This window comes from Aquabacterium sp. OR-4 (assembly GCF_025290835.2).
Lineage (GTDB): Bacteria > Pseudomonadota > Gammaproteobacteria > Burkholderiales > Burkholderiaceae_C > Pseudaquabacterium.
In genome coordinates this window covers 1,128,044-1,143,569 of sequence record NZ_JAOCQD020000002.1, presented here as the reverse complement: position 1 = coordinate 1,143,569, position 15,526 = coordinate 1,128,044, and the positions used below count along the sequence as shown (strand labels likewise).

The following is a 15,526-nucleotide window of genomic DNA, read 5'->3' as shown; positions in this document are numbered from 1 at the left end:
GAAATCGGCAGGATCGAGCCGCTTGTCAAGGGCCTGTGCCCGTTTGCCCGGCGGTCGGGGTGTGGCGTGGCCGGGCCTGCCCGCATGGCGGGCACTTGATTCAGGTCAGGGTTTTGACGGCCTGGATGGCAGCGCGATTGCTAGAAAGATCGTGACTGTGTTCCATATCAATTGCACGACGTTCGGCCGGTGGCCGCACGTGCATGCTCAAACGAGGTACCGACCATGGAAAGAGCCTGCCCCATCCGTTCCGTCAGCCGCAGCATCGCAGTGCTGCGCGCGATCAACCAGGGCGAATGGTTGACGCTGATGGAGATTTCCAAGGCGGTTGATCTGCCGTACCCGACCACGTTCCGCATCATCAAGACGCTGATGCATGAAGGCCTGGTGGCGTGCGAGGCGTCCAGCAAGCGCTACCGCGTCACGGCCCTGGTGCAATCGCTGGCGGCCGGTTATTCGGCCGATGGCCGCCTGGTGGGTCTGGCCAGGCCGCACCTGGAGGCGATGACCCGCAAGCATGCCTGGCCCATGTCACTCACCACGCGCGTCGGGCGGCACATGGTGGTGCGCGACTCCACCCACACCATGAGTTCGCTGACCTTCAGCAACTATGCGCCGGGCTTCACGCTGCCGCTGCTGGAATGTGCCTCGGGCCACGCCGTGCTGGCCAGCCTCGACGAGGCCACACGCCACAGCCTGCTGGCGGGCCTGGAGGCCTACGAGCGCCGCTCGCCGCTGATCGAGATCTTCCGCACACCCCGGCTGGTGGCCAACATCCGCGACAACGGCTATGCCACCTGGGAGCGCAATCAACACACACCCTTCCCGGGCAAAACCTCGTCGATTGCCGTGCCGGTGACCGAGAACGGTCAGGTTGTGGCGGCGATCACGCTGGTGTTCTTCGCCTCGGCGCTGCCCATGGCCGAGGCGGTGAGGCGCTTTGCCGGCGATCTGCGTACCGAGGCGGCGGCCTTGTCGCAGCAGTTGTCCAGCGACGCCCAGCCTCAGCCCGAACTGCTGTCGATGGACGCGTCGGCGGCGCTGGACGAAGAACTGCTCGACGAGGCCTTGCTGGAAGACTGACGCAGGTCGCGTGTGGCAGGCCGGCACCGGCTCAGCACGGCCGACACAGCAGCCGTGCCAGATCACCGCTGTCGGCCAGGCGCTCCAGGCCCCACACGGCACCCAGGATCTCACCGGCGCGCTGCGGCAGCACCAGGTCGTCAGCCGCCTGCCTGAACAGTTCGGCCAGCTCGGCGTCGCTGAGCGGTTCATCCGGGGCGCCCAACACCCGATCGACGCGGACGAGGTCAACCCGGCCATCGGCCTGAACGACGCTCAGTGCGGCCTGCGTCAGGCCCTGCAGCGTTGGATCTCGGCGCAGCACCATGCGCTGGCGCAGGGCCACCAGCGCCGGGTTCTGGCGCAGCGGGGGCAACTCCTCGTCCAGCGTGTACTGGCCGCACAGCCAGGCACTGGCCACCTTGTGCGATACCTCGGCCGCGTCGGCCAGCGGCCAGGCCTGCGGCGACAAACCCAGCTCCAGCGCCTGCGGCATCACCGCCGGCGACCCAGCGCGCAGACGCAGCGCCGCCTCGATCGGCGCCAGGGCCACTGCGGCCGCAGGTCGGGTGTGCAGCAGCAGCGATTGCAGGCGCCAGGTTTGGCGGGGGGAGGGGAGTTCGGCGGCCACCCGCGCCAGGCCATCCACCGAGTGGCCGGTCGCGGCCAGCAGTTGTCTGGCCAGCAAGGGTGCCGGCTGGCGCAGCAGACGGCCCATGGCGGCCAGCAGGCCCAGGTCGGCCGCCGGCGCCGCCAGCGTGCGAGCATCCGGTGTCTCTGGCCTGTGCGGACCCAGGGCCGCTGCCTGGGCCAGCGCCACCTCGGTGCCGATGGCCCAGGCCTGCAGCAGGCTGCGCCCGCCCAGGCCCCGGGCTTGCGCGGTGGCCATCAGCACGGGCAGCAGGTCGGCGCACAGCGGCTCGCCGGTGGGCAGGTGCGTGGCCGCATGCGGCTGCAGGCGACTCAGCCGCTGGTTGATGCCGGCCGCCTGTTCGCTGGTGGCGCGGCCACCGTGCCACCACACGCTGGCCGTGCCAGGCGCCGCGCGGGGCGCGCGTGCATCGGTACTTCGGTCCTGGGATGCCAGTGGCTGCAAGCGCTCCGCACTGCGCTGCAGCCAGGCTTGGCCATCCGGCTGCAGCGCCGCAGTGGCACTGGCCCACAAGCGACTCAGCAGCAGGCGCTTGGCCTGGTGCAGCAACCCGCCCGGGGTCTCGCTGACCGGGGCCTGGACAATGAAGTCGACCAGCCGGCCGCCCGGCGCATCGGCGGGCAAGGCGGGCTTGGCGCCGGGCATCGGGCCCGCGTTCATGTCGGGCGGTCCTGCAGGGCGTGGGTCACCGGATGGCGTTGCGCGATGTCGCTGGCCAGGCGCTGCAGATGCGGGGCGTAGACCTCGCGCAGCTTGTTCGTGTTGCGCAGGGTCGACTTGATGTAGCGCATCACGATGCCGCCCACCGGACGACCCGCAAGTAGCAGCGGCACGCCGAGGTTGCCTTCGCGGTAGTGCTCGAACTCCAGATGGCAGTAGCCATCGCTGCGGGTGCGCTGGATGAGGGCGTCGATCTGTTCACGGTCGAAGGGAATCGGTGCGCGCGGGTCCATGTTGCGCAGGCTGTTGTCGATGGCGGCCTCGCGTTCGGCATCGTTCAGGTGCGCCAGATAGCAGTAGCCGCAGGTCGACAGCAGGATCGGCAGCGAGGCCCCGACGCCGTAGCGGATCAGCGCCAGCGGCGAGTCGTGGTCGGTGTTCAGCCGCACCACCATCTGCGTGCCGCGCGGTGTGCTCAGTGCGATCGACCAGCCCAGTTCCTGCTGCGCTGTCGCGATCATCGGCTGGGCGATTTCCAGCAGCAGGTCCAGATCCTGGAAGCCCGACGACAGCCGCCGCACCTGGCTGGTCAGGCGGTACAGATCGCTGCCCGGCAGTTTGTCCACGTAGCCTTCGCCGGCCAGCGTCTGCAGCAGGCGGTAGGCCGTGGCACGGGGAACGTCGAGGCCTTGGGCCAGCTGGCTCACGGTGCTGTCGCCCACCTGGTTGAGCAGCACGATGGCGCGCAAGGCCTTCTTCAGTGACTTGATGTCGTCGCGGTCGCCCATTCGCCGATCGGGGCCCTTGCCGACCGGCTGGCGCCAGGTCGCTGGTTGTGGGGCTGGTCAGTGTAGGTGCAGGTTCAGCGGGCCTGGCGGGCGGCCTGGGGCCAGGACGTCGGGTAGCGGCCCATCGCGAACAGCAGCAGCGGCCCGGCCAGCAGCAGCCCGCCCGCGACGCCGAGTGCCAGGTGGTAGCTGCCGGTGTGGTCGAAGCTCAGGCCGAATGCCATCGGGCCCAGGCCGGTGGCCAGCGAGAAACCGGCCCATTGCCAGGCGTAGATCTGGCCGTACTGCCGGGTGCCGAAGTAGCGCAGGCACAGGTAGGCGATGAGGTCGAACTCGGCGCCGCCGGCCAGGCCGATGAGCATCACCGCCAAGGCCGGGGCGCTCTGGTTGGCCAACAGCCAGCAGGCCAGGGCCGGCGGCATCAGCAAGGCCAGTGCCACGGCCGGCCCCCAGAAGCGATCCAGCAGCCAGCCGGCCAGCAGGCGGCCCAGGATCACGTTCAGGCCCAGCAGGCTGGCGTAGCTTGCCGCCTCGGCCATGCTGAGGCCGCTGTCGGTGAGCATGGGCACCAGGTTGGGAATCATGCCGGCCACGGCGGCCGAGATGGCGGCAAACGACACCAGCATGATCCAGAAGTGCCGGGTGTGCAGGGCCTGGCCCAGGCTCAGGCCCTGGCCTTGCGCATGGGCCCGGGCCGCCCCCGCGGCGCCAGTGCGCGCGGCATCGGGTGGATCGCGAAACAGCAGCCACACCGTGGGCATGCCGAGCACGATGATGGTGGTGGCAATGGCCAGGTAGCCCATGCGCCAGCCCTGCGCAGCCACCAGCGCATTGAGCAGGGGCGGCGCGATCAGTGCCGTGGCGCCGGTGCCGCTGAGGGCCACGCCGATGGCCAGGCCGCGCTGCTTGTCGAACCAGCCACCGATGCCGCGCGACCAGGTCAGCGGCGTGGTGCCCACGCCCAGCAGCGCCAGCAGGAACCAGTTGGCCTGCCACCACAGCGGCTTGCCCTGCTGCAGGGCCATGGCCACGAAGCCCAGTGCCAGACCCGCCTGACTGGCCAGCGCCACGCGCCGCACGCCAAAGCGGTCGATCAGCCAGCCGGTGCCCCAGGCGCTGCAGATGACGGCCAGCGTCGAGAAGGTGATGCCGCTCTGGATGACCGAGCGCGACCAGCCGAATTCGAGCGCCAGGGGTTTGGCGAAGACGCCCAGCGAGTAGAACGGCAGCGCGGTCAGGCTCAGCGCCATGCCGAACCAGGCGGCCAGCACCACGCGCCAGCCTTGCTCACGCAGGAACTCGTTGGGCGTGCCGCGTGCGGCGGTGGACGGTGCGGCGTGGCGGCTGGATTCGACAACGGACATGGTGACGGCAAGGCGGTGGCAGGGGCGAAGAGGGCGGTTCAGGCCGCTGGTCGCAGCGGCTCGATCACGGCGGCAGCGACCGCATGCGGTGCGTCCGCGGACAGGCCCAGCGCACCAGGGTTCATCAGGTGGTGGGGATCGAGGGCCTGCTTCAGGGCCTCCAGCAAGTTCAGGGCCGGAGCCGACAGGCGCGTGGCGTAGGGGTAGGCGCGACCGATCTGGAAGTGTGCGGCCTCATGGCGGGCAAACAAGGCGATGAGTTCGTGCTTCAGCCGCGCCACCAGGGCGGCGGCTTGCGGGTCGGCAGGGTAGCGGCGGATCTGCTGCCAGTGTTCGGGCGGCAGCGTGGCTTCATGATAGGGCGTGCAGATGTCGGGCCAGTAAAGTGCGATCTCGTAGAGCAGGCCGCTGCTGCCCACGGTGCAGAACATGGTGCCGTGCCACACGCCCAGGTGCTGCATCTCGTCGCGGTGGGCGTCCCACAGGGCCTGCAGCTCGGCATGGCAGGCGGCCACCGCGGCGTGCGGCACGATGCCGTGCAGCGGCACCCAGCGCTCGCCGCGCGGCCCCAGGATGTTGCTCAGCGGCGCAAAGGGCAGGGCACGCACGAAGCCGGGCACGGTGTTGGCGATCTCGCGGCCTGCGCTCGCCGCCATCAGGCGTCGCAGGCGCCGCGCCTTGGCGCGGGCATCGTCGGCATCGCAGCCTTCGACGATGAAGTGCGCCATGTACTCGCCCAGGCCCAGCACCTTCTCACCGGCCAGCGCCATGCGCAGCAGCTGGCGCAGTCCGGCGCCCACGCCCGGGGCGGCGGCCAGCACCTGGCGGGCAATGCCCAGCCGCGCAGCCAGCGACGACTGCTTGCCGATCTGACCTTGCGACAGCGCGCGATCCAGGCCGAAGCTCTCGTCCTCCAGACCCTCGCGCGCGGCACTGCGCAGTGCGGCATGGAAACTGGCGAAGTTCCCGAACGCAAACGACAGGGCCTCGAAGTCGCTGCGCGCGGCGATCAGCGGCAGGCAGATGGCGGCCTTGATGCCCAGGGCGCCACAGTCGCCGGTGAACAGGCCGGTCAAATCGGGTCCGAAGTGCCGGGTGGCCGGCGACAGCCCCGTGCGCAGCAGCTCGCCCGAGGCCAGCACCACGTCCACCGACAGCACCGACTGCGCGGTGATGCCGTGGCTGGCGCTGCCATGGCTGATCGAGTTCTGGCTGACGCTGCCGCCAACCGTGGCCACCAGGCCCGAGAACGGGCCCCAGAACGGCGTGCGCAGGCCCAGCGGTGCCAGCCGCTCGCGCAGCGCGGCCCAGGTGACGCCCGCGCCCACGGTGACCTGGGCGTTGTCGGTGTCCACCTCGATGTGCTGCAGGGCCCCGGTGTCGACCAGCACATGGCCGCCCGTGGCGAGCAGGTAGCCGTCGGTGTACGAGGCCCCGCCGCCGCGCGGCACCATGGCCACACGGGCCGCCGCGCACAGCCGCACGGCCGACCGCAGGGCCGCCACGTTGCCGGGCCGCAATGCCGCCAGTGCGGGTGCGCCGCGGCCGTAGACATCGTGGGCCAGCAGGTTCAGGTGCGCGTCATCGGTGCTCACTGCGCTGTCGCCGAGCGATTCGCGCAGCGCCTGGATCAGTCGAAGGTGAATCTCAGGGGGCGGAGCGGTGCTGTTCATGGACAGGGTGGAGCGATGGGCGCAGTGGCGGGCAGGGCCTGCAGGCTAGCGGCTGGTGGCGGTGCAGGCCAGGGCATGGGTGCCGCCTGCTCGCAGCTTGAACAGCGCCGCCGCTATCCGGCAGGTGACCACGCCCCGATGCCGGCCTGCAGGACGCGGCGCGTCTGCCTACATTGACCCGCACGGCCCCACGGCCGCCGTCGCTGCGGCCCTGGCCGGCGCAGCGCGCACGCACCGAGTTACAGGAGAGACGCCGTGCTCAACACCTTCCAGCAAGCACCCCACGCGATGTTGCCCGTGGCCAGCCATGACGAGGCCGCGCGGCAGGAGTTTTCCAAGAGCCTCAAGCACTTCGTGCAGCAGGGGCTGCTGCCGGGGCTGCAGCCGGCCTTCCAGCGCCGCGCCGCGCCGGCCTACGAGCGCGACACCGGCCACCCGGCGCGCGACCGCCGCGAGATCCGCGCCGCCATGGTGACCGATCCGTACTTCCAGCACTACGCCGCGCTCAACCGCATCTCGCAGGAGCTGCTGTGGAACTCGGTGATCGACTCGGTGGAGCGCCAGCTGCCGGTGCTCAACGAGCGTGCCCAGGCGCTGTCGGCCGAGGGCTCGGCCACCTTGCGCATCGATGCCGGCTTCGAGCCGCCGCGCTACGTCACCGCGCTGGACATCCACTGCATGCCCGGCGGTTATGCCAGCGAGCTGGTGCCTGGCGACATCAGCGTGGCGGCGCTGTACGACCGTGGCGCCTACCTCTATGGCATGGGCTTCGCCGGCCCGCTGAACGACGACATGGGCCGCTCGGTGTGCAACTACATCCAGCGCCAGCTGCCGGGCTTCAAGCCGCGCCGCATCCTCGACATGGGCTGCACCGTGGGCCACTCCACGCTGCCCTACAAGCAACTGTTCCCCGACGCCGAGGTGTGGGGCATCGACGTGGGTGCGCCGGTGGTGCGCTACGGCCACGCGCGTGCGGCGGCGCTGGGTGTGGCGGTGAACTTCGCGCAGATGAACGCCGAGCAGACCGACTTTCCCGATGGCCACTTCGACCTGATCGTCAGCCACATCCTGATGCACGAGACCAGCGGCCGTGCCATGCCGCGCATCGTCAAGGAATGCCACCGCCTGCTCGCGGCGGGCGGCTATGTGATCCACGCCGACCTGCCGCCCTTCGACCTCATGGACCCCTTCACCCAGTTCATCCTCGACAACGAGACCTGGTACAACAACGAGCCGTTCTGGGGTGCGATGCGCGATCTGGACCAGATCCAGCTGGCGGTGGATGCCGGCTTTGCGCGTGAGCAGGTGCGCTTTGCCACCGCGCCCATGGCCATCCTGGAGTCGGCCGCGCAAGGCGCCGCCGGCTACACCGATGCCTCGGCCAGTGCCGTGGCCGAGCGTGAATTCACCGCCGGCGAGTTCGCACCCGGCGGCGGCTGGGAGGTGTTGATCGCGCACAAGCCGGCCGCGCCGGCCCAGGCGGGCCAGGCCGATGAGAAGGCGGTGACCGCATGAGCGCCGACCAACTGAAGGCCCAGCGCCACGCCCGCGGCAAGCGCCCGCAGTTCTATGCCACGCCGGGCCTCGACCAGGCGATGTCGATGATCGTGGTGCTGGCCCAGGAGCTGCACGTGCTGGCCGACCGGGTGGACGCCATCGAGCGTGTGTCCAAGGCCCGCGGCATCGACCTGGCGGCCGAGGTGGACGCGCTGGTGCTGGATCAGCCGGCACTGGATGCCCGCGAGCAGCGCCGCCAGCAGCTGCTGGAGCGGCTGTACTACCTGGTGCGCAAGGAGGGCCAGGAGCTGGCCGAGGCCGACAGCCAGGCGCGCTATGACCGGGTGATCTCCGAAACGGCCCAAGCATGAGCGCCACCGACGGGCAAGCCCCGGTGCTCATCGCCGGAGCCGGTATCGCCGGGCTGTGCACCGCGCTGGGCCTGTTGCGTGCCGGCGTGCCGGTGCGCGTGTTCGAGCAGGCCGCCGAGCTGCGCGAGGTGGGTGCGGCGGTCTCGCTGGCGCCCAATGCCGTGCGCGCGCTCGACAGCCTGGGCCTGGCCGAAGCCTTGCGCGATGTGGCCAACCGTCCGGCCCTGGCGGCCATGCTGCACTACCGCACGGGTGCCGAACTGAACGCCTACGCCATGGGCGACGAGATGGAGCGGCGCTGGGGCAAGCCCTACCTGCAACTGCTGCGTGCCGATCTGCACCAGTTGCTGGTGCAGGCGGTGCAGGCCCTGAAGCCCGACGCCCTGGTGCTGGGTGCCCGGGTCACCGGACTGGCGCAGGATGACGCCGCGGTGCAGTTGGAGACGGCGGCCGGGCGGTTCAGCGGCCGTGCGCTGATTGGCGCCGACGGTGTGCGCTCGGCAGTGCGGCAGGCATTGCATGGCGAGGGTGGGCCGAGCTTCACCGGCTATGTGGCCTGGCGCGGCGTGGTGCCGATGAGCGAGCTGCGCTACCCCGATCAGCAGCCCGACACCGCGGTCTACCTGGGCCCGCAGACCTCGCTGCTGCGCTATCGCGTGCGCGGCCTCGACGCCATGAACGTCGTGGCTTTCGCCCGCATCGACCGCTGGGTGGACGAAGGCTGGTCGAGCCCGGCCGATCCGCAGGAGCTGCGCGACACCTTCAGCGGCTGGCATGCGGTGGCCGACGACCTGTTCCAGGCCATGGCGCGTTGCGGCGCGTTCAAGTGGGGCCTGTTCGGGCGCGCCGCCCTGCCGCGCTGGCAAGTGGGCCGTGTGAGCCTGATTGGCGATGCCGCGCACCCGATGCTGCCTTTCCTGGGGCAGGGGGCTGCCATGGCCATCGAGGACGGCGTGCTGATGGCGCGGGCGCTGGCCGGCGTGACCGATGTCGGCGATGCACTGGCCTGCTATGAGCGCCTGCGCTACGAGCGGGCCACCACCACGGTGCGGCGCTCGGATGCGCATGGCCTGCGCATCCACAACCATCCGGTGGATGCGCCCGATCCGGGCCCGGTGCCGCGTGACGACTTTGCCGAGTTCGACTTCGACGTGGCCGGCCTGCCGCTGGCGGTCTGAGCGGCGCGGCAGGGTGTCGGGAAGCGACTGTTCACGGGGCGACCAGCGGCGCAACGGCGATTGGGCGCGCGCAGCGCCCGGCCTATCGTGGCAGCCAGTGACATCAACCCCCGACACCGCCGACGATGGAAACCTCCGACAAGACCGCGCGCCAGATCTGGGCCGAGGTGAAGTCCAACCCCCAGCGCGCGCGTTTCGGCTACGGCCGCAAGGCAGCGCTGGTGAACATCGACTTCCAGTGCGCCTACACCCGGGTGGACGAGTTCAAGACCGCCTATGAAACCGACCCACGCCAGATCGCGCATGTGAACCAGCTCGCGCAGCGCTTTCGCGCGCTGAGCTGGCCGGTGGTGTGGACGCATGTGGCCTATGCCGAGTCGGCCGAGGACGCCGGCGTCTGGGGTACCCGCACCCACACGCCGGACTCGCTGCAGAACATCAAGCACGGCTCGCGCCGCGCGCAGTTCGACGAGCGCTGCGAGATCCAGCACGGCCGCGACCTGGTGTACTGCAAGCGCATGCCCAGCCCGTTCTTCGAGACGCCGCTGCAATCGCTGCTGGTGTGGCACCAGGTCGACACGGTGGTCATCACCGGCGGCTCCACCTCGGGCTGTGTGCGTGCCGCGGCGGTGGATTCGCTGTCGCGCGGCTACCGCACCATCGTGCCCGAGCAGTGCGTGGCCGACAAGCATGAGTCCTACCACTTCGCCAACCTCACCGACCTGATGCTGAAATACGCTGACGTGGTGGATGTGGCCGACACGCTGGCCTGGCTGGACGGCCAGCGGAGCGCGGCATGAACGCGCCGGCGGCCCCGCGCCGCGAAGACACCGGCCACTATGGCTACTGGCCCTACGCCGGGCGGCCGCGCATCAGCTGGCCCGGCGGCGCGCGCATTGCCGTGTGGGTGGCGCCGAACATCGAGTTCTACGAGCTCGACCCGCCGCTCAACCCGCAGCGCGCGGCCTGGCCGCATCCGTACCCGGCGGTGCCCGGCTACTCGATCCGCGACTACGGCAACCGCGTCGGCCACATGCGGCAGATGGCGCTGCTGGACAAGTACGGCCTGCGCGGCTCGATCTCGCTGTCCACCGCGCTGTGCATCCACCATCCCGAGATCATCGCGATGTGCCGCGAGCGCGACTGGGAGTTCTTCAGCCACGGCATCTACAACACGCGCTACACCTACGGCATGTCCGAGGCCCAGGAGCGGGCGATGATCCTGGAGTCGATGGACACCATCGAGCGCCATGCCGGCCGCCGCCCGGCGGGCTACCTGGCGCCGGCGCTGTCGCACAGCGAGCTCACGCTCGATCTGTTCGCCGAGCTGGGTGGCCGCTACAGCTGCGACCTGTTCCATGACGACCAGCCCACGCCGCTGCAGGTGCGTGGCGGACAGCGCTTCGTGTCGGTGCCTTACTCGCTGGAGCTCAACGACACCATCGCCTATGTGGTCAACAAGGTCGAGCCGCGGCGCTACGGCCAGATGATCAAGGGCAGCTTCGACCGGCTGTATGCCGAGGGCGCCGATTCGGGCACGGTGATGTGCATCCCCACCCACAACTACCAGGTGGGCTGCCCACACCGGCTCAAGGCCTTCGAGGATGCGCTGGCGCACATCACCGGGCACAGCGGCGTGTGGCTGACCACCGGCCGCGAGATCGCCGAGCACTACCTGGCCCACCACCACGACGCCGCCGTGGCCGACATCGCCCGCCACGCGGGCGCCGGCGCCACCACCGGCCAGGAGGCCTGAGCATGGCCCTCGACGACAGCCACCTGGCCTATCCGATGCGCCGCCACGGCATGGACCACGACCGCTATGCCTGGTCGATGCTGACCGACCGGCCGCCGCTGCACTGGCCCGGCGGCAAGCCGCTGGCGGTGTGGATCAATGTCAGCGTGCAGCACTTCCCGATGAACCCGGGCGCCGCGCTGAAGCTGCCGGGCTCGATGACCATGCCGTACCCCGACCTGCGCCACTACACGCTGCGCGACTACGGCAACCGCGTCGGCATCTACCGCCTGCTGCAGGCGCTGCGCGAGGCCCGCCTGCAGGCCAGTTTTGCCGTCAATGCCGCTCTGGTTGATCGCTATCCCGCGCTGGCCGACGCGCTGCTCGCGCATGGCGGCGAGTGGCTGGGCCACTCGTGGTCGATGGACACGCCGCATGCCGGCGCAGTGCCGCCCGAGGCTGAGCAGGCGGTGATCGCCCGTTCGCTGGCGCTGCTGCGCCAGCGCAGCGGCCAGCCGGTGCGCGGCTGGCTCAGCCCGGGCAAGCTGCAGACCGCACGCACGCCCGAGCTGCTGAAGGCTGCCGGCATCGACTACTTCTGCGACTGGGTCAACGACGAGCTGCCCTACCGCTTTCACACCACCGCGGGCGAGCTGTGGAACCTGCCGCTGGCCACCGAGATCGAGGACCGCTTTGTGGTGCTGGACAACCTGCATGCCGAGGCCTCGTGGGCCGACCAGGTGATCGATGCCTTCGAGCTGCTGCTGGCCGAGGCCCGCGCGCAGGGCGGCCGGCTGCTGAGCCTGTCGCTGCACCCCTGGGTGATGGGCCAGCCGCACCGCATGCGCCACCTCGAGCGCGTGCTGGCGCACATTGCCGCCAGCGACGCCGTGTGGTGCGCCCAGCCGGGCGAGATCGTCGCGCTGGCCGCCGCACAGGAGCCACGCTGATGCGGGCCGACCGTGACGTTCTGATCAGCGAGGTGGGCCCGCGCGACGGCCTGCAGAGCATCCAGGCCATCCTGCCCACGGCGGCCAAGAAGGCCTGGATCAGCGCCGCCGCCGCGTCGGGCATTGCCGAGGTGGAGGTGGGCTCCTTCGTGCCGGCCAGCGTGCTGCCGCAGCTGGCCGACACCGCCGAGCTGGTGGCCCATGGCCGCGGCATCTCCGGCCTGACGGTGGCCGTGCTGGTGCCCAACTTCAAGGGCGCGCAGGCGGCGGTGGCCGCCGGCGCGCACAAGATCACCGTGCCGCTGTCGGTCAGCGAGACCCACAGCCTGCGCAACGTGCGCCGCAACCATGCGCAGATGCTCGACGAGATCCGCCGCATCGGCGAGCTGGTGAACGCGCTGCCCGAGGGCCAGCGCCCGCACCTGGAGGGCAGCCTGTCCACTGCCTTCGGCTGCACGCTGGAGGGGGTGGTGCCCGAAAAGCGCGTGCTCGAGCTGGCCGTGGCCCTGATGGAGGCTGGTTGCCACGAGGTCGGGCTCAGCGATACCACCGGCTACGCCAACCCGGCGCAGGTGCGCCGCCTGGTTCGCGCGCTGTGGTCGGCGGTGGGGCGTCACCAGCTCTCCGGCATCCATCTGCACAACACGCGCGGCCTGGGCCTGGCCAATGCCGTGGCTGCGCTTGAGGTGGGGCTGAACACCTTCGACGCGTCGCTGGGCGGCCTGGGCGGCTGCCCGTTCGCGCCAGGGGCCAGCGGCAACATCGTCACCGAAGACCTGGTGTTCATGCTCGAGGCCATGGGCCTGCGCACCGGCATCGACTACGCCGCGCTGCTGGCGCAGCGCGCGCTGCTGCAGCAGGCGCTGCCCGCCGAGCCGCTGTACGGCATGGTGCCGCTCGCCGGGCTGCCGCTGGGCTTCCAGCCGGCCAGTGCGTCTCCCGGCTCTTCCAAAGGTTCCTGATGAGTGCTTCCGCATTGCCGCTGGCCGGCGTCCGAGTCGTCGAGTTCACGCACATGGTCATGGGGCCCAGCATCGGTCTGATCCTGGCCGACCTGGGGGCCGAGGTCACCAAGGTCGAGCCGCTGGAGGGCGACAACACGCGCCGCCTCACCGGTGCCGGTGCCGGCTACTTTGCGATGTACAACCGCAACAAGCAAAGCGTGGCCATCGACTTGAAGTCGGAGGCCGGCCGCCAAGCCGTGCACCGCCTGCTGGCCGATGCCGACGTGCTGCTGGAGAACTTCCGCCCCGGCGCGATGGACGCGCTGGGCTTCGGCGCCGCCGCGCTGGCCGCGCTGAACCCGCGCCTGATCTACTGCTCGGCCAAGGGCTTTCTCTCCGGCCCCTATGAGCACCGCACTGCGCTCGACGAGGTGGCGCAAATGATGGGCGGCCTGGCCTACATGACCGGCTTGCCCGGCCGGCCCATGCGCGCCGGCAGCTCGGTGATCGACGTCACCGGCGCGATGTTCTGCGTCATCGGCATCCTGGCGGCGCTGCACCAGCGCCATGCCACCGGCCGCGGCCAGGCGGTGACCGCCTCGCTGTACGAGACCACGGTGTTCCTGGTCGGCCAGCACATGGCGCAGTGCGCGGCCACCGGCCAGGCGCCGCCGCCGATGTCGGTGCGCCAGTCGGCCTGGGCGGTGTACGACGTGTTCGAGACCGCCGACGACGAGCGCGTGTTCGCCGCAGTGGTGAGCGACACGCAATGGCGCAAGTTCTGCGAGGACTTCGGCTTCGCCGAGTTCCTGGCCGATGAATCGCTGGCCCGCAACACCGGCCGCGTGCAGCAGCGCGAGCGCACGCTGCCGGTGATCCGCGCGCGCTTCGCCGAGCTGAACAAGGCGGCGCTGATGGCGCGGCTGGAGGCCACGGGCCTGCCCTTTGCGCCCATCGCGCGGCCACAGGACCTGTTCGACGACCCGCACCTGAATGCCGGCGGTGGCCTGCTCGATGTCACGCTGCCCAATGGCACGGCGACGCGGCTGCCGGCGCTGCCGCTGGAGATGGATGGCCGGCGCTTCGGCCTGCGCAGCGGTTTGCCGGCGGTGGGTCAGCACAACCGCCAGCGTCTGCTGGCCGGCGGGCTGGAGGCGGCAGAGATCGACGCGCTGGTGGCCAGCGGGGTGCTCACCGCATGAGCCGGGGCCGCGCCGACTTGGCGCCCTCGTCGCTGTTCGACAAGCTGTGGGCCTTGCACCGAATCGCCGAGCTGGACGACGGTGCAACGCTGCTGCACATCGACCGTGTGTTCTTGCATGAGCGCACCGGCGGCGTGGCCCTGCAGTCGCTGGCCGAGGCCGGCCACCCCGTGCACCGCCCGCGCCAGGCCTTTGCCACGCTGGACCACATCGTCGACACACTGCCCGGTCGCGCCGGGCGCGGTGACCGCACCCTGATGCCGGGCGGCGAGGCCTTCATCCGCACCACACGCGAGGCCACGCGCGCACACGGCATCCGTCTGTTCGATCTGGACGACCCTGACCAGGGCATCGTGCACGTGGTCTCGCCCGAGCAGGGCATCGTGCTGCCGGGTCTGAGCCTCGTATGTCCCGACAGCCACACCTGCACCCAGGGTGCCTTTGGTGCACTGGCCTGGGGTGTGGGCTCGTCCGAGGCCGAGCATGCGCTGGCAACGCAGACACTGCGCGCAACACGGCCACGCTCGATGCGGGTGTGGTTCGACGGACAACTGCCCGTCGGCGTGGGCGCCAAGGACATGATCCTGGCGCTGATCGCGCGCGACGGTGCCTCGGGCGCACGCGGCGCGGTGGTCGAGTTTGCCGGCGAGGCGGTGCGCGCGCTGTCGATGGAAGCGCGCATGACGCTGTGCAACATGGCGGTGGAGTTCTCGGCGTTCACAGGCCTGGTCGCACCCGATGACTGCACCTTCGACTACCTGGCCGGTCGTCCTCATGCACCGCAGGGCGCGCTGTGGCCACAGGCTGTCGCAGCCTGGCGTTGCCTGCACAGCGACGAGGGCGCGGCCTTCGATGCCGAGTCCCGGCTGGCGCTGGACCAGCTCGGGCCCATGTTGACCTGGGGCACCAGCCCGCAGCATGCGTCGGCCATCGATGCCGTGGTGCCAGCTCCCGAGTCCTCGCGTGATGCGGCCGCGGCGCAGGCTGCGGCCACGGCGCTGGATTACATGGGCCTGACGCCCGGCCAGCGCCTGGCCGGGCTGCCGATCGACGTGGCCTTCATCGGCTCATGCACCAACAGCCGCCTGTCCGATCTGCGCGCCGCTGCCGAGCTGCTGCGCGGCCGGCGCGTGGCGCCCGGGGTGCGTGCGCTGTGCGTGCCGGGCTCCGGTGCGGTCAAGCGCGCGGCCGAGGCCGAGGGCCTGCACCAGGTCTTCCTGGACGCCGGCTTCGAATGGCGCGAACCCGGCTGCTCGATGTGCTTTTTTGCCGGTGGCGAGCAGTTCGGCCGCCAGCAGCGCGTGGTCAGCACCACCAACCGCAACTTCGAGGGCCGCCAGGGCCCTGGCGTGCGCACCCACCTGGCCAGCCCGGTGACGGTGGCGGCCTCGGCCATCGCCGGATGCCTGGCCGACCCCCGCGCGCTGCTGCGCACACCCTGAGCCACCTG

At 70.6% G+C, this 15,526-nt stretch carries 14 protein-coding genes; 10 read left to right on the top strand and 4 right to left on the bottom strand.

Features of this window, described 5'->3' with window-relative positions; translation table 11 throughout:
• The first annotated feature begins 225 nt into the window (after positions 1–225).
• Positions 226–1,083: an IclR family transcriptional regulator domain-containing protein gene (locus tag N4G63_RS17300; RefSeq protein WP_260787598.1), complete on the top strand. Its 858-nt coding sequence runs from the start codon at positions 226–228 to the stop codon at positions 1,081–1,083.
• A gap of 31 nt (positions 1,084–1,114) precedes the next feature.
• On the opposite strand, the gene N4G63_RS17295 is transcribed toward N4G63_RS17300, so the two are convergent.
• From N4G63_RS17295 to N4G63_RS17280, 4 genes are all read right to left on the bottom strand, one after another.
• Positions 1,115–2,374 (bottom strand): MmgE/PrpD family protein, encoded by a 1,260-nt coding sequence (locus N4G63_RS17295; RefSeq protein WP_314599974.1) that lies wholly within the window; start codon positions 2,372–2,374, stop codon positions 1,115–1,117.
• Positions 2,371–3,162: a helix-turn-helix domain-containing protein gene (locus N4G63_RS17290; RefSeq protein ID WP_260787601.1), complete on the bottom strand. Its 792-nt coding sequence runs from the start codon at positions 3,160–3,162 to the stop codon at positions 2,371–2,373. The genes N4G63_RS17295 and N4G63_RS17290 overlap by 4 nt, the downstream gene beginning before the upstream one ends.
• A gap of 74 nt (positions 3,163–3,236) precedes the next feature.
• Positions 3,237–4,526: an MFS transporter gene (locus tag N4G63_RS17285; protein ID WP_260787602.1), complete on the bottom strand. Its 1,290-nt coding sequence runs from the start codon at positions 4,524–4,526 to the stop codon at positions 3,237–3,239.
• 38 nt (positions 4,527–4,564) lie between these two features.
• Positions 4,565–6,199 (bottom strand): FAD-binding oxidoreductase, encoded by a 1,635-nt coding sequence (locus N4G63_RS17280; protein ID WP_260787603.1) that lies wholly within the window; start codon positions 6,197–6,199, stop codon positions 4,565–4,567.
• Positions 6,200–6,454: 255 nt separating this feature from the next.
• Between N4G63_RS17280 and N4G63_RS17275 the strand changes: the two genes are divergently transcribed.
• The 9 genes from N4G63_RS17275 (at position 6,455) to N4G63_RS17235 (ending at position 15,518) form a co-directional block, all read left to right on the top strand.
• Complete coding sequence (locus tag N4G63_RS17275) at positions 6,455–7,714, top strand: class I SAM-dependent methyltransferase (protein WP_314599973.1); 1,260 nt, start codon at positions 6,455–6,457, stop codon at positions 7,712–7,714.
• Complete coding sequence (locus N4G63_RS17270) at positions 7,711–8,067, top strand: hypothetical protein (RefSeq protein ID WP_260787605.1); 357 nt, start codon at positions 7,711–7,713, stop codon at positions 8,065–8,067. The genes N4G63_RS17275 and N4G63_RS17270 overlap by 4 nt, the downstream gene beginning before the upstream one ends.
• Positions 8,064–9,245, top strand: coding sequence for an FAD-dependent monooxygenase (locus N4G63_RS17265; RefSeq protein WP_260787606.1), 1,182 nt, complete (start codon positions 8,064–8,066; stop codon positions 9,243–9,245). Before N4G63_RS17270 ends, N4G63_RS17265 begins: the two co-directional genes overlap by 4 nt.
• Positions 9,246–9,370: 125 nt before the next feature.
• Positions 9,371–10,045 carry an isochorismatase family protein gene (locus tag N4G63_RS17260; protein WP_260787607.1) on the top strand — a complete coding sequence of 225 codons (675 nt, stop codon included), beginning with the start codon at positions 9,371–9,373 and terminating at the stop codon, positions 10,043–10,045.
• Entirely contained in the window at positions 10,042–11,001 is a 960-nt protein-coding gene (locus tag N4G63_RS17255; protein WP_260787608.1) for a polysaccharide deacetylase family protein, read from the top strand. Before N4G63_RS17260 ends, N4G63_RS17255 begins: the two co-directional genes overlap by 4 nt.
• A gap of 2 nt (positions 11,002–11,003) precedes the next feature.
• Positions 11,004–11,930 (top strand): polysaccharide deacetylase family protein, encoded by a 927-nt coding sequence (locus N4G63_RS17250; RefSeq protein WP_314599972.1) that lies wholly within the window; start codon positions 11,004–11,006, stop codon positions 11,928–11,930.
• Entirely contained in the window at positions 11,930–12,892 is a 963-nt protein-coding gene (locus N4G63_RS17245) for a hydroxymethylglutaryl-CoA lyase (RefSeq protein ID WP_260787610.1), read from the top strand. The genes N4G63_RS17250 and N4G63_RS17245 overlap by 1 nt, the downstream gene beginning before the upstream one ends.
• The gene (locus N4G63_RS17240) at positions 12,892–14,076 is read left to right on the top strand and encodes a CaiB/BaiF CoA transferase family protein (RefSeq protein ID WP_260787611.1); all 1,185 of its coding nucleotides are present in this window, start codon (positions 12,892–12,894) and stop codon (positions 14,074–14,076) included. The genes N4G63_RS17245 and N4G63_RS17240 overlap by 1 nt, the downstream gene beginning before the upstream one ends.
• A complete protein-coding gene (locus tag N4G63_RS17235; protein WP_260787612.1) occupies positions 14,073–15,518 on the top strand; it encodes a 3-isopropylmalate dehydratase large subunit in 1,446 nt (481 codons plus the stop codon). Before N4G63_RS17240 ends, N4G63_RS17235 begins: the two co-directional genes overlap by 4 nt.
• The last annotated feature ends 8 nt before the right edge of the window (positions 15,519–15,526 follow it).